Source organism: Streptococcus sp. HMSC065E03 (assembly GCF_001815045.1).
GTDB lineage: Bacteria > Bacillota > Bacilli > Lactobacillales > Streptococcaceae > Streptococcus > Streptococcus parasanguinis_AD.
The window spans coordinates 22,981-37,265 of record NZ_KV818850.1 but is presented as its reverse complement, the minus strand read 5'-3'; the positions used below and the strand labels follow the sequence as shown (position 1 = coordinate 37,265).

The 14,285-nt window shown below is 43.8% G+C and carries 14 protein-coding genes; 13 read left to right on the top strand and 1 reads right to left on the bottom strand.

The genetic code is table 11. The features are described 5' to 3' along the window. Positions 1-308: 308 nt before the first annotated feature. The 3 genes from pheS (at position 309) to pheT (ending at position 4,434) form a co-directional block, all read left to right on the top strand. Positions 309-1,355, top strand: a complete 1,047-nt coding sequence (gene pheS / locus HMPREF3002_RS04400; RefSeq protein WP_070665420.1) for a phenylalanine--tRNA ligase subunit alpha — start codon at positions 309-311, stop codon at positions 1,353-1,355. Between the two features lie 2 nt (positions 1,356-1,357). Next, complete coding sequence (locus HMPREF3002_RS04395) at positions 1,358-1,873, top strand: GNAT family N-acetyltransferase (RefSeq protein ID WP_070665390.1); 516 nt, start codon at positions 1,358-1,360, stop codon at positions 1,871-1,873. A gap of 155 nt (positions 1,874-2,028) precedes the next feature. After that, complete coding sequence (gene pheT / locus HMPREF3002_RS04390) at positions 2,029-4,434, top strand: phenylalanine--tRNA ligase subunit beta (protein WP_070665389.1); 2,406 nt, start codon at positions 2,029-2,031, stop codon at positions 4,432-4,434. Between the two features lie 53 nt (positions 4,435-4,487). On the opposite strand, the gene HMPREF3002_RS04385 is transcribed toward pheT, so the two are convergent. Beyond that, entirely contained in the window at positions 4,488-4,958 is a 471-nt protein-coding gene (locus HMPREF3002_RS04385; protein WP_070665388.1) for a GNAT family N-acetyltransferase, read from the bottom strand. Between the two features lie 235 nt (positions 4,959-5,193). On the opposite strand from HMPREF3002_RS04385, the gene HMPREF3002_RS04380 reads away from it, so the two are divergent. The 10 genes from HMPREF3002_RS04380 to HMPREF3002_RS04335 all read left to right on the top strand — a co-directional run bounded on the left by HMPREF3002_RS04380 (position 5,194) and on the right by HMPREF3002_RS04335 (position 14,234). Further along, the gene (locus tag HMPREF3002_RS04380; RefSeq protein ID WP_070665387.1) at positions 5,194-5,502 is read left to right on the top strand and encodes a hypothetical protein; all 309 of its coding nucleotides are present in this window, start codon (positions 5,194-5,196) and stop codon (positions 5,500-5,502) included. 13 nt (positions 5,503-5,515) lie between these two features. Further along, complete coding sequence (locus tag HMPREF3002_RS04375; protein ID WP_023918610.1) at positions 5,516-5,725, top strand: helix-turn-helix transcriptional regulator; 210 nt, start codon at positions 5,516-5,518, stop codon at positions 5,723-5,725. Between the two features lie 2 nt (positions 5,726-5,727). Beyond that, a complete protein-coding gene (locus HMPREF3002_RS04370) occupies positions 5,728-6,525 on the top strand; it encodes a DUF3169 family protein (protein WP_023918608.1) in 798 nt (265 codons plus the stop codon). 11 nt (positions 6,526-6,536) lie between these two features. Then, positions 6,537-7,430 carry an ABC transporter ATP-binding protein gene (locus HMPREF3002_RS04365; RefSeq protein WP_049472352.1) on the top strand — a complete coding sequence of 298 codons (894 nt, stop codon included), beginning with the start codon at positions 6,537-6,539 and terminating at the stop codon, positions 7,428-7,430. After that, entirely contained in the window at positions 7,427-8,641 is a 1,215-nt protein-coding gene (locus HMPREF3002_RS04360; protein ID WP_070665386.1) for an ABC transporter permease, read from the top strand. The genes HMPREF3002_RS04365 and HMPREF3002_RS04360 overlap by 4 nt, the downstream gene beginning before the upstream one ends. A 97-nt stretch (positions 8,642-8,738) precedes the next feature. Continuing rightward, positions 8,739-9,662: an aldo/keto reductase gene (locus HMPREF3002_RS04355; protein WP_070665385.1), complete on the top strand. Its 924-nt coding sequence runs from the start codon at positions 8,739-8,741 to the stop codon at positions 9,660-9,662. 149 nt (positions 9,663-9,811) lie between these two features. Next, entirely contained in the window at positions 9,812-10,387 is a 576-nt protein-coding gene (locus HMPREF3002_RS04350) for a TetR/AcrR family transcriptional regulator (protein WP_070665384.1), read from the top strand. Further along, positions 10,384-11,064 carry an ABC transporter ATP-binding protein gene (locus tag HMPREF3002_RS04345; RefSeq protein ID WP_070665383.1) on the top strand — a complete coding sequence of 227 codons (681 nt, stop codon included), beginning with the start codon at positions 10,384-10,386 and terminating at the stop codon, positions 11,062-11,064. Before HMPREF3002_RS04350 ends, HMPREF3002_RS04345 begins: the two co-directional genes overlap by 4 nt. Before the next feature lie 3 nt (positions 11,065-11,067). Continuing rightward, on the top strand, positions 11,068-12,213 hold the full coding sequence (locus HMPREF3002_RS04340) for an FtsX-like permease family protein (RefSeq protein WP_070665382.1): 1,146 nt from the start codon (positions 11,068-11,070) through the stop codon (positions 12,211-12,213). A 233-nt stretch (positions 12,214-12,446) separates the two neighbouring features. Then, positions 12,447-14,234, top strand: coding sequence for a glycerophosphoryl diester phosphodiesterase membrane domain-containing protein (locus HMPREF3002_RS04335; RefSeq protein WP_239683026.1), 1,788 nt, complete (start codon positions 12,447-12,449; stop codon positions 14,232-14,234). Positions 14,235-14,285 lie beyond the last annotated feature (51 nt).

The window sequence follows — 14,285 nt, the reverse complement described above, 5'->3', positions numbered from 1 at the left end:
TGCCTCTTGTTCCTTTGTCTATTGAAATTAGTCTCATCTAACTTGTTTTTTAACAAAAAATCTGCTAAACTAGATAGTAATCGAATAGAAATCTGCAAGACTAGTATCTCAAGGGAAGTGCGACAGGGAGAAGAGCCGTGACTGAAAGCTCTTTGCATGAAAGCTGGGTGAATTCACTTGCGCAAGGATTTAGAAATTAAGGTCTGGTTTACAGATAAAAAACGGATGGTACCGCGTGTCAACGCTCCGATTAGGAGAAGGCACGCGGTTTTTTTCTATATCTGTAGATGGACCATGATGGAGGAAATATGTCAACGATTGAAGAACAATTAAAAGCGCTTCGTGAAGAAACGCTGGCAGCTTTGAAGCAGATTTCTGCTGAAAATGAAAAAGAATTGCAAGAACTACGGGTCTCTGTCCTTGGGAAAAAAGGATCTCTGACTGAGATCCTCAAAGGGATGAAAGATGTCTCTGCTGAGATTCGTCCGGTTATCGGGAAACACGTCAATGAAGCCCGCGATGTCTTGACGGCTGCCTTTGAAGAAACAACCAAACTCTTGGAAGAAAAGAAAGTCCAAGCGAAACTAGCTAGCGAAAGTATCGATGTGACGCTTCCTGGTCGTCCGGTTGCTAGTGGTTACCGTCATATCTTGACCCAAACCAGTGAAGAAATCGAAGATATCTTTATCGGGATGGGCTACCAAGTCGTGGATGGCTTCGAAGTGGAGCAAGACTACTACAACTTTGAACGTATGAATCTGCCTAAAGATCACCCAGCGCGGGATATGCAGGATACCTTCTATATCACAGAAGAAATCTTGCTTCGGACCCATACCTCACCAGTACAGGCGCGGGCGATGGATGCGCATGACTTTAGCAAGGGACCATTGAAGATGATCTCTCCAGGGCGTGTTTTCCGTCGGGATACAGATGATGCGACCCACAGCCACCAATTCCATCAGATCGAAGGCTTGGTCGTTGGGAAGAACATCTCAATGGCAGACCTTCAAGGAACGCTTCAATTGATCGTGCAAAAGATGTTTGGTGCAGAACGTCAAATCCGTCTGCGTCCTTCTTACTTCCCATTTACCGAGCCATCGGTTGAGGTGGACGTTTCTTGCTTCAAATGTGGTGGAGCTGGATGTAACGTATGTAAGAAAACAGGTTGGATTGAAATCATGGGAGCCGGTATGGTTCACCCACGCGTCCTTGAGATGAGTGGTATTGACCCAACAGTCTATTCAGGATTTGCCTTTGGACTTGGTCAAGAGCGTGTGGCTATGCTTCGTTACGGAATCAATGATATCCGTGGCTTCTATCAAGGAGATGTTCGCTTCTCAGAACAGTTTAAATAATCATGTTAGTTAGAGTAAAAATCGACCAGGTACAGACCTTACGTGACCTAGAGGTGGAAACCTATCGGGATACCTTTGGTCCCTATATTGTTGAGAAAGATTTGGAAGATTACTTCTCTACAGTGCTCTCTTTGGAGCAAATTGAGAAGGATCTGCGAGATCCAGAATCTGAAACCTATTTTGTCCTCAATGAAGATCAAGAAATCTGTGGTTTTCTCAAGATCAACTGGGGTCAGGCGCAGACCGAGCCAGTAGAGATGGACAAGTCCTTTGAGATCCAACGGATCTATGTCAAAAAGGAATGGTATGGGGCTGGTTTTGGCAAGGAAATGTTTACCTTTGCGCTGGATCAAGCCAAGAGCCGTGGCTTTGAGTGGGCTTGGCTAGGTGTCTGGGAACGCAATTTTAAGGCACAAGATTTTTACTATCGCTTTGGATTTGAACGATTTAGTGAACACCAGTATATCACCGGAGATACCGTGGATACAGACTGGTTGTTGAGAAAGAAATTGATCTAGAAGGAACAAGAAACTTCTATTCTAGAGAAGGGGAGGCTATGACCTACCTAAGCCAGCCTCGAGCTGGAAAACACAAAATGAAAGGATCAAAACGAGGGTGGATGGAGATCTAGGAAAACTATCTAGCTTTCAGCATTGCCCTTGGTATCTTACATATGTTAGTTAGTTATAAATGGTTAAAAGAATTGGTGGACATTGATGTGCCATCACAAGAGTTGGCTGAAAAAATGTCAACCACAGGGATCGAAGTAGAAGGTGTGGAATCGCCTGCTGCTGGTCTCTCAAAAATTGTTGTCGGAGAAATTTTGTCTTGTGAAGATGTGCCAGAAACACACTTGCATGTCTGCCAAGTCAATGTGGGTGAAGAAGAAGCCCGTCAAATCGTCTGTGGAGCACCAAATGTGCGTGCAGGCATCAAGGTCATGGTGGCTCTTCCAGGTGCTCGCATTGCGGACAACTACAAGATCAAAAAAGGGAAAATCCGTGGTTTGGAATCTCTCGGAATGATCTGTTCCCTTGGTGAATTGGGAATTTCTGACTCCGTTGTACCAAAAGAATTTGCAGACGGCATCCAAATCTTGCCAGAAGATGCTGTTCCTGGGGATGAAGTCTTCTCTTACCTAGACTTGGATGATGAAATTATCGAACTTTCCATCACCCCTAACCGTGCAGACGCTCTTTCTATGCGTGGAGTTGCACATGAAGTGGCAGCCATCTATGACAAGGCAGTCAACTTTAAGGAATTCAGTTTAACAGAAACAGACCAAGCTGCAGCCGATGCTCTTTCTGTCAGCATCGACACAGATAAGGCACCTTACTATGCTGCTCGTATCTTGGACAATGTGACCATCGCTCCAAGTCCACAATGGTTGCAAAATCTTCTCATGAATGAAGGTATCCGTCCAATCAATAATGTGGTTGACGTGACCAACTATATCTTGCTTTACTTTGGTCAACCGATGCATGCCTTTGACTTGGATACCTTTGAAGGGACTGATATCCGTGTGCGTGAAGCGCGTGCTGGTGAAAAATTGGTGACATTGGATGGTGAAGAGCGTGAGTTGGAAACAAATGACCTCGTGATTACAGTTGCGGACAAACTAGTAGCCCTTGCAGGTGTCATGGGTGGAGAGGCTACAGAAATCTCTGAAAACTCTAGTCGTGTTGTCCTTGAAGCGGCTGTTTTCAATGGCAAATCGATCCGCAAGACTAGCGGTCGCCTCAACCTTCGTTCTGAATCATCTTCTCGCTTTGAAAAAGGCATCAACGTGGCAACTGTCAATGAAGCCCTTGATGCGGCAGCCAGCATGATTGCAGAGCTTGCAGGTGCCACTGTTCGTAAAGGTATTGTTTCTGCAGGTGAATTGGATACTTCTGATGTAGAAGTTTCTTCAACTCTTGCTGACGTCAACCGTGTCCTTGGTACAGAGCTTTCCTACGTAGACGTCGAAGATGTCTTCCGTCGTCTTGGATTTGGCCTTTCTGGAAATGCAGATCGCTTTACTGTCAGCGTCCCTCGTCGCCGTTGGGATATCACTATCGAAGCGGACCTCTTTGAAGAAATCGCTCGTATCTACGGTTATGACCGCTTGCCAACTAGTCTTCCAAAAGACAATGGGACAGCAGGTGAGTTGACTGCGACACAAAAACTCCGTCGTCAAGTTCGGACTATTGCTGAAGGAGCAGGACTGACTGAAATCATCACCTACGCATTGACAACTCCTGAAAAAGCAGTGGAGTTTACCACAGCGCCAAGCAACTTAACAGAGCTCATGTGGCCAATGACTGTGGACCGTTCAGTTCTCCGTCAAAATATGGTTTCAGGTATCCTTGATACAGTTGCCTACAACGTAGCGCGTAAGAACAAAGACTTGGCTCTTTATGAGATTGGAAAAGTCTTCGAGCAAACAGGTAATCCAAAAGAAGAATTGCCAAACGAAATCAACAGCTTTGCCTTTGCCTTGACTGGCTTAGTCGCTGAAAAAGACTTCCAAACAGCAGCAGTTCCAGTTGACTTCTTCTATGCTAAGGGAATTTTAGAAGCCCTCTTTGCTCGCTTGGGTCTTGAAGTGACTTATACAGCAACCTCTGAAATTGCTAGTCTTCATCCAGGACGTACAGCCTTGATCTCACTCGGTGACCAAGTCCTTGGTTTCCTCGGTCAAGTCCATCCTGTTACAGCTAAGGCTTACGATATTCCAGAAACTTATGTAGCAGAGCTCAACCTTTCAGCTATTGAGGTAGCTCTTCAACCAGCCGCTCCATTTGTGGAAATCACCAAATTCCCAGCTGTGAGCCGTGATATCGCCCTTCTTCTCAAAGCAGAAGTGACCCACCAAGCGGTAGTTGATGCCATCAAAGCAGCTGGCGTGAAACGTTTGACAGATATCAAACTCTTTGACGTCTTCTCAGGCGAAAAACTAGGACTTGGTATGAAGTCAATGGCTTATAGCTTGACCTTCCAAAATCCAGAAGATAGCTTGACAGACGAAGAAGTCGCACGCTACATGGAAAAAATCCAAGCTTCTCTCGAAGAAAAAGTAGACGCAGAAGTACGTTAAAATGTGTATAGAAAAAACCGTTGATGAGTCATCAACGGTTTTTAAAATTCATTTTACAAGATGGTTTCCATGACGGTTTCTTGAGGTTTCATGCCCTGTCTTTGATAGAAGCGAAGGGCTCCTTCATTGTCATTCCAGACATTAAGAGTTAGGTTATAGCAGCCGATTTTCTTGGCATAGCTGACAGCGAATTGATAGAGTTGATCGCCGATCTTTTGCCCACGCGCTGCTTGATCGACACACAAGTCTTCGATGAAGAGGGTTTTTATCGGATGAAGCACAGGATTATCAGAGACTTCTTTAATGGTTACGAAGAGATGTCCAAGGATCTGGCCATCTTCATTTTCGTAGACGAAAATCGGTGTCTGTTCTTGCGCCATTAACTGTTCTAACTCTTCTTTACTATATTTTCCGCCACTTCCTTTGAAAATATCGGGACGTACTTGGTGGTGGACGGAAAGAATCTGTTCTAAGAGACCAAGCAAAGCAGGAATATCTTTTGGTTGAGCTAAACGAATCGTCATGTAGATTCTCCTTAGTAGTATTTTCTTCATTATAAAAATTTTTTCTAAATCTTGTCAATGGAAAAAGGAATGCTAAAAGGTGCGCAAATACGGACCTTTTATTTCTTACCTCAAATAATTTTGCCAATCATATTTTTATTTTTGACAAATATTTTTATTTTTTTGACAAATATACTTGTCAAAAAGAAAAAGAAGTGTTACAATGTTTTTAGTTGAAAGAAGAGGAGGTATTCTTATGGGAGCTATATGGATTCTATTTATCCCTTTTCTGCTTATCATTTATGCAAGCACAGAAAAGAAGATAAAAAAGTTGAACAAACGTATTAAAAGATTAGAAAAACAAGTGAAAGGAAATCAAGAAATGTCTAGACTTTTAGAAGAATTAAAAGGCCAAACGGCCACTGTTACAGTAGATGGTGTTGGATTTGAGTATGAAATTATAGATATCGATGAAGATTGGGTCAAACTGACCCGTGTGATTCATAAACAACAGAGGGAAACCAAGTTAGTCCGTATCGAAGATATTCAAGGTATTCAACTATAAGGGGGCGAAAGCCATGATTTTAAAAAATCGACTGAAAGAGCTGAGGGCGCGTGATGGTCTCAACCAATCTGAGCTAGCCAAGCTAGCTGGAGTCTCGCGCCAGTCGATCAGTCTCTTGGAGAGAGGGGAGTACACCCCTTCGGTTATCATTGCGATCACCATCGCCCAGATATTCAAGGAACCGGTGGAAAATGTTTTTAGTCTAGTAGAGGAAGAGGAATAACAATGAAAAAGAAGTATAAAGAAAGGTCAGCCCGTTTTCGTTTTTGGAGAAATGTAGGGATCATTACAGTTTCCGGCTTGATAGGAGGAGTTATCAGTTTTTTGACAGGAATGTTTGGATCCGAAAAGCCCCTAGAAATCCAATCCTTCTTTAGTAAAGAAGTACTTCTTTTGGGCTCAGCAGTTTTATTCTTAGTCGCATTTATACTCACGATAACCTTACTGATGTGCGCGAGAAAAGTCCATCAAAAAATGCTCCAAATAGAAGACGATGATGAAGCCTATCACTATGACATCCAGAAGAAAAAACTATATGGCTTAGCGACCATTTTTAAAGGCATCATGATCTTGCCCTACTTTTTATTCGTCATTTTTTATAGTCAATTGGTTTACTTAGATAGACCTGGCGCTGGGGACATGGCTTTTATCTTTGGAGACTTTACCATGCTCTATCTCTTTCTTGTCTTGATTGCCCTATTTTTCCTATCGGATATCTTCTTTCGCAAGACCTTCCATCTGATTTATGGAAAACCGATTCCCCGCAATGCCAATGCCAAGGAAGTGCGTGAATTTATGATGAGTATGATGGATGAAGCAGAAAAGCAGATTAGCTACGAGGAAAACTATGAAATTATCATTAAGTTAAGCAATTATATCTTACCGATTTCCTTAATTGCGATATTCTTAGTTGGCATTGCTTTCCATACAGATATCTTGTTAGCATTAGTAGTGGTATCACTGATTTATGTCTATATCTTGGTCTCACAATACAAGATTACCAAACGTTATTATAAAGAGTAGAGGAGTCATCTATGTTAGAAATTAGAAATTTAGAAAAAAGCTTTGGGAATAAGCAGGTTCTCTTCGGAGTAGATCTGACAGCTCAACAAGGGCATATCCTTGGCTTAGTTGGGAAAAATGGGGCCGGGAAAACAACTATTTTCCACAGTATCTTGCGCTTTTTGGACTACAGCGGCGAGATTCGCCTAGGTGGCAAAGCGATCACCCAAGAAACCTACAAGGAAATTGGCTATTTGCCAGAAGAACGTAGTCTTATGCCAAAACTCACGATTTTTGAGCAGGTCCGCTATTTGGCTGCCTTAAAAGGAATGAGCACTGCTGAGGTCAAGGAAAAATTACCGACCTGGATGGAAAAACTCCAAGTAAAAGGAAAATTGACCGATAAAATCAAGAGTCTCTCAAAAGGGAACCAACAGAAGGTGCAACTGATCATCACCTTGATCCATGAGCCTAAATTGATCATATTAGATGAACCCTTTAGTGGCTTGGATCCGGTCAATACAGAAGTGCTCAAGCAGGTCATCTTTGAAGAAAAAGAGCGTGGGGCAACCATTATCTTTTCTGACCACGTCATGACCAATGTTGAAGAGTTGTGTGATGATATTCTAATGATCCGTGATGGTTCGGTTGTCCTTTCAGGGCCTGTCCAAGAGGTCCGGAATAGCTATGGCAAGACTCGCCTCTTTGTCTCAAACGACTTTAGCAAAGAAGAGCTAGAAGCCCTGCCACACGTGACCAAGGTCAGCATGACCAAGCAAGGGACGTGGAAGTTGATCTTGGATGATGCATCAGCTGGTCCAGAATTATTTGACCGCTTGACCAATGGCCACTACCTAGCAACCTTTGACCACCAAGCCCCAACTATTGATGAGATCTTTAAACTTGAATCAGGAGTAGAAGTATGAAACAGATGTTTGTCGTAATGAAAGAAACCTATATCAGACAAGTGAAATCATGGAGTTTCCTCTTCATGGTCTTCGGTCCCTTCCTCTTTTTAGGATTGAGCATTGGAATCGGTTATCTGACAGGTTCTTCTACAGATGCCAAAAACCAAGTGGCCTTGGTGACAGAAGTTCCAGCTGTCAAAGAAAGTCTCAAAGGAACTGATGGCTTGACCTTGGACTACAAGGATGAAGCTGCAGCTAAAAAAGCCATCAAGGATGAGAAAGCAGCTGCTTACCTAACGGTCGATGAAAAAGATGGCCAGCTAGAAGCCACTTATGTGGGCGACCAAGCCATGAAAACAGATTTGAAAACCCTTGTCGCTGCGAAATTAAGCCAAGTCCAACAGGGGATCAATATGGCCCGTGCTAATCTAAGCAAAGAGCAACTGACAGCCTTGTCTCAACAGGTTTCTCTGAAAGAAAAAATTGACGAGAAAAAAGAAGGCTTGAAAATGGTGCAAACCATGGTTGCAGGTGGTTTGGGAATGTTGCTTTATATGATTTTGATCTTCTACTCTAGTATCACAGCCCAAGAAGTGGCCAGTGAAAAGGGAACCAAGATCATGGAAGTGGTTTTCTCTAGTATCAAAGCAACCGACTATTTCTTCGCACGCATGCTCGGACTCTTCGGAGTGATCTTTACCCATATTTTTGTCTATGTAGTTGGGTTAGTAGCTGTTTGGATTTTTAGAGCAGATATCCCAGTTGTCAAGGATATTCTCGCTCCAAACTCTCCAATTACCCAACACCTAGCAGAAGCGATCTCGCTCAATACCGTCTTCTTCATTATCCTTGGGATCTTTATGTATGTGGTGCTCTCTGCCTTCTTAGGCTCCACAGTTGCACGACCTGAAGATTCAGGAAAAGCGATTTCGCCACTGATGATGTTAGTTATCTTTAGCTTCCTTGGGGTAACCACCTTGGGAAGTGCCGGTGACGTCTTCTTATTGAAGATCGGTTCCTACATTCCTTTTATCTCAACCTTCTTCATGCCTTTCCGTACCATTAACGGCTATGCGACTGGTCTTGAATCTTGGGCTTCATTGGGAATTGCGGTTCTCTTTACCATCGTGGGAACAGTGCTCATTGCCCGTATCTATGCGAGCCTGATCCTTCAGACCGATGACCTCGGACCATGGAAGACCATCAAACGTGCTCTTAGCTATCGCTAATCAAACAAGCTCTCAGTTACAGCTGAGGGCTTTTTGATTGCAAATTGACTTTTGCAAGCCTTTTCACTACAATAGAATTACAGAAAAGGAGGCGGACATGAACTATATTGAGTTTACTGAAAATGAGCGCCTGTCCACGATTGTCCTTGGGATGATGCGGATCAGTCAGATGAGTGAAGACGAGGTGGAGGGCTTGGTAGAGGCAGCTTTATCGATTGGGATCAACACTTTTGACTTAGCGGATATCTATGGAGACGGCCAGTGTGAGGTCCTGCTGGGTAGGGTTCTCAAGCGACGTCCGGATCTTCGGGACCAGATGTGGATCCAGTCCAAGTGTGGGATTCGCAAAGACGGCTTTACTTATTTCGACTTTTCGAAGGACTATATTTTGGACTCAGTTGATGGCATTCTCGAGCGTCTGCAGATCGAGCGCTTAGATAGTCTTCTCCTTCATCGACCGGATGCCCTCATGGAGCCTGAAGAAGTGGCAGCAGCTTTTGATCACTTGGAGCAAGCGGGCAAGGTTCGTCATTTTGGGGTGTCCAATCAAAATCCTATGATGATGGAATTGCTTAAGACGGCTGTCAAACAGCCACTCAAGGTCAACCAGTTGCAGTTGAGTGCCGCCTTTACACCAAGCTTTGAAGCTGGTTTTCATGTCAATATGGAAGGACCAAAAGCAGCCGTGCGAGATGGCAGTGTCTTTGAGTATTGTCGCTTAACCGATACGGTGATTCAAGCCTGGTCTGTCCTCCAGCATGGCTATTTCAAAGGGAATTTTGTGGGCAAGGAAGAGTTTGCGGCCCTTAATCACGTCCTCAATGACTTGGCGAAAAAATACCAGGTCACTCCGACAGCTATCGCCCTTGCTTGGGCCCTTCGCTATCCGGGTAAGATGCAGGCTGTCATCGGAACGACCAAACCCCAGCATGTCCTTGAAGCAGGGAAAGCAGCAGCAGTGACCTTAACCCGCAAGGAATGGTACCAAATCTACTTGGCTGCAGGTAATGATTTGCCTTAGAATCTTATTAGTAGACCAGTCCTCACTTATATCAGTGGGCTGGTCTTTTGCTTTATACTTTACGAATTTTTCTTGACAAGTCTTATTTTGTTATGGTATTCTTTTAGGTAACAAATGTTGCGCAACGACTGTTGCGTGAAAGGAGTCTTATGCCACCAAAAGTTAAATTTAGTAAAGAGGCTATGATTGGGACAGCTTTACAATTGGTGAGAGAAGAGGGCATGGCTAGTTTGACGGCTAGAGCATTAGCGGAGAAACTGGGAGCTACACCAAGAGTCATTTTTGGGCAATTTGCTAATATGGCTGAGTTACAAGCAGAAGTTATTGGTGCTGCGGAAATGGTCGTGGTGGAGTATATTCGCAAGGCCTTAGAAGATGAAAAGCCTTTCCGATCTGTCGGGGTTGCTTATATCCTTTTCGCCTCAAAAGAGCCCCAACTTTTTCAATTGCTTTTCCAAAATCCTAGCGAAGATCCGATTCGTCGCTTTCAAGATTTTCTTCCCATGAAGGATCATAGTTACCAATTGGTTCTGGATTCGATTGTTGCAGACTATCCTTTGACTGTAGAGGAAGCTAGTCGCTTGTACCAGCATCTATTTATCTACTCACACGGGATGGCCTCTATGGTTGCTTCTGGCATTTATCAGTTCAGCATGGAAGAAGTGATTGGTTTATTGACAGAAGTTTGTCAATCTCTCATCAAAGAAATGGTAGGAAAGAAATGATTCAACTAGAAAATGTTCACAAAAGTTACGGCCAAACCAAGGTTTTAAAAGGGATTGATTTGCAGATTCAAGACCAGGATGATGTGGTGATCCTGGGACCTTCTGGATCAGGAAAGTCAACCCTCTTAAACGTGTTATCCGGATTAGAAAAGGTAGATGAGGGGCATATTCTCATTCAAGGACAGGATTTGTCTCAACTCACGGATGCTCAATTGACAGCCTTTAGACGGGAGAAGATTGCCTTTATTTTTCAGCAGTATTATTTATTACCGAATCTCACGGTTAGACAGAATGTAAAGATGGGAGCTGATCTGGCAAACAATCATGATTTTTTGCAGATCATCGAGGATTTGGGTCTTGGCGATAAGCTGGACAAGTATCCAAGTGAATTGTCGGGTGGGGAACAGCAGAGAGTCTCCATTGCTCGTGCCTTGGCCAAAAAGCCAGAGATTCTCTTCTTAGATGAGCCGACGGGGGCCCTAGATGAAGAAACAGGGCGCAAGATTCTCGACTATATCTGGAAGTTAAAGGAAAAGCTAGGCTTTACCCTCATTATGGTGACGCACAACCAAAATATTGCGGATATGGCCAGAACCATCATTCGTGTCAATAGTGGCAAGATTACCCAAGTTGTGACCAACGATCAGCCTCAGACTGCCTATGAGATTGGATGGTAAGACATGTTTTCAGTAAAAGATATTCGAAAATTAGTTGTCGTCAGTATCATTGGGGCTTGTGCGGTCTTTGTGGCCAATCTCTTCTTGAATTTTTACCTGGATATCGAGCAGTTGGAGATTTCTAAATCCAATCCGATGATTCAGACCTACTATGATGCCCAGGTTTCGCTATCTTGGATGGTGGCCATGGTCAGTGGGGTCGTCTTGTCCTTGACGTCGATCCTTCTCATGTGTTTTTATATCAAACAATTTGTTGATGACCACAAGGAACAATTAGGGATTTTAAAGGCTTTAGGCTATAGCAATAGCCAGTTGGCGAAACGATTTTGGGCTTTTGGACTCAGTTTTGGAGTTGGAGCACTTCTTGGCTATTTCGCTTCTTTTCTTATGATGGGTCATTTTTATGACTTTCGCAATGAGAAGGGGATTCTGCCAGACATTACCATTCATTTTCATTGGCAGCTCTTGGTCGCTTTGGTGATGCTGCCAACGACTTTCTTTATGGTCCTTGCGATTGGCTATGCTAGAAGACAACTACAAACGCCGGCCCTTCGCTTATTGAAAAAATCCCCAAGTCCAATCAAGGTCAAAAGGAGAAAAAGGGCTTCTAAGAAAGAGAAATCCTTCCTAAAAGAGCTGTCTTCGTCGCTGATTTGGGGGAGAAAATCGATCCTGTTTTTTGTGGTCTTTGGCTCTATGTGTTTCGCGTCCATGGTTCAATTGTCTTTTGGCCTAAGGGACTACACAGATGACATCATCCAAACCATGATGATTATGATTGGTTTGATCCTTTCTTTCTCAATCCTCTTTTTGTCATTGGGAATTGTCGTTTCAGAAAGTCGCGAAACCTTGGCTCTTATGAAGGCTTTTGGCTACACCGATCGTGAATGCCAAAGTCATATTCTCGCTCCTTATCGTTTCTGGGCTTATCTAGGATTTGCCCTTGGGACGGCTTATCAATACTGCATCATGGAAATCTTGATTGGTGTGATCAAAGATACGGTACCTGAAAAGATTGAGCACAACTTTGACTGGAATGTGTGCTTTTGGACCTTGCTTGGTTTTGCGGTGGTTTATGAAAGCCTCTTTTATCTATCCAACAGAAAACTCCAAAAGCAAACCATCAAAGAAGTGCTCTTAGCAGAATAAATAGAAAAGAGAGTGGGACAGAAATTGGTAATTCGTTAGAATTCGATTTCGTCGTCCCTCCTTCGCACAGTTGAGTAGGGCTGTAAAAGCTGATGAAATCAGCGTAGTAAGCCCACTCAACCACTGCGTCTTGCTCGACAATCTAAAGACAATTGAGAGGCCAGGACTTTTGTCCCACTCTCTTTCTTTTGAAACACATTGACAAGGGGAGGCTTTTCCGCTATTCTAGGGGAATGAAAGAAAGGAAAGGGATTGAGATGAAACGGACTTATTGGCAGGACCTGAAGGGGGGCTTTTACTTGATCTGGCGCAACAAATGGTCCTTTATCGCGATTGGAATTTTGCTACAATTTGTAGTTGGTATAGGGGCTGCGGCCTTGAGTTGGGTCTTTCATCTGGCAGTCTTGCTTGCGGGTCAGGCTAATATCGATAAGAACAACCTGGTCTCTGTTATGAGCCATCCCTTGAGCTTGCTGGCGCTTTTGGTCTTTATCATGGTCTTTGCTTTCTTGTTTATGCTGGAGATGCGGACCCTGATTTCGGTCATTTACCTATCGCGAACCGACCGACACTTGTCCTTTAAAAAGGTCTTGCGGCAATCATTTGGTCGCTTGAAGGACCTAGCGGGAAGGAATCTGCTTTATTTTCTGCTCTATCTCCTTTTGACCTTGCCTGTTGCAGGTGTCTTGATAGGATCGACCTTGACGGATGGGCTTTATATTCCAACCTTTATCACAGGGGAGTTTGAAAAGACCACGATTGGCTCCATCGGGCTCTTTGTGGTGCAGCTGACCTTTATCTATCTTAATCTTCGCTTGATCTATACGGTTCCCAACCTCGTGGTAGAGGAGTTGCCATTTGGTCGTGCCTTGAAAAAAAGCTGGACCATGACCAAAAGAGGAGGTTTTCGTCTCTTATGGAGAATTCTGTCCTTTGAGTTTCTCTTAACCTTTCTAGGGATTTTATTGATCTTGGGTTTGGTCTTTACCTTGACCGTGATCGATAAAGAAGGCCAGTATTTCTGGGTGGTGACCATCTTTTTGGTCTTGATTCGGACCTTCCTATTCATTTTTACAGTCTTGACAAAGGTGGGATCGCTCGGCATTATCTTGGATTCTGCATGGGAGGTACCGAGCCGATCGGTCATGCGCTCCAAAGGCAGTCGAAAGATGAAGGGGCTCTTTGCCCTGACAGTGGTCTTTCTAATGGTCCAATCGGGAATCTCAGCCTTTGAACTGGCAACCCTAAAGGTGAATGATCAGATCAAGCTCATCGCCCATAGAGGGGATGTTTCTAAAGGGGTAGAAAATTCCCTGGAAGCTTTAGAAGTAGCTGCCAAGGGAAAGGCAGCTTATGCGGAGATGGATATCCTTCTTACCAAGGACCATCAATTTGTCGTCATGCATGACTACAATCTCAAGCGTCTTGCTGGGGTAGACAAGGATGTGAAAGACATGACCCTTGCTGAGGTGCAAGGTCTCAAGATTCAACAGAATGGCCACACGAGTCATATCCCTTCATTTGATGAATATGTCAAACGGGCCAAAGAATTGAAGATGAAGCTCTTGGTCGAGCTCAAGCCCCATGGTGGAGAGCCTGCTAATTATGTGGATCTCTTTGTGCAGAAGATGCGGGACTTAGGGGTCGAAAAAGATTATCCGGCCATGTCTTTGGATCTGTCGGTCATGGAAAAGGTCGAGAAAAAAGCCCCTGAGATCAAGACCGGCTATGTCATTCCCATTCAATTCGGTCGCTTTGAAAAGGATTCGGTCGACTTCTTTGCGATTGAAGACTTTTCTTATCAGGAGGATTTGGTGACACAAGCCCATGAGATGAAAAAAGAGCTCTATGTCTGGACCATCAATAACAAGCAGAAGTTGACCAAGTATTTGCAACAACCTATTGATGGCTTGATTACGGATGAATTGACAGAGGCGCAAAGACTGAAAAAGGATTTGAAACAAAACAAGTCCTACTTTGATCGCTTCTTGAATCTCGTCGCTACGTCTAAGGAAGAATAAGACAGGATACGCCTAGAGAGAGTGGGAAAGAAATCGGTAATTCGTTAGAAT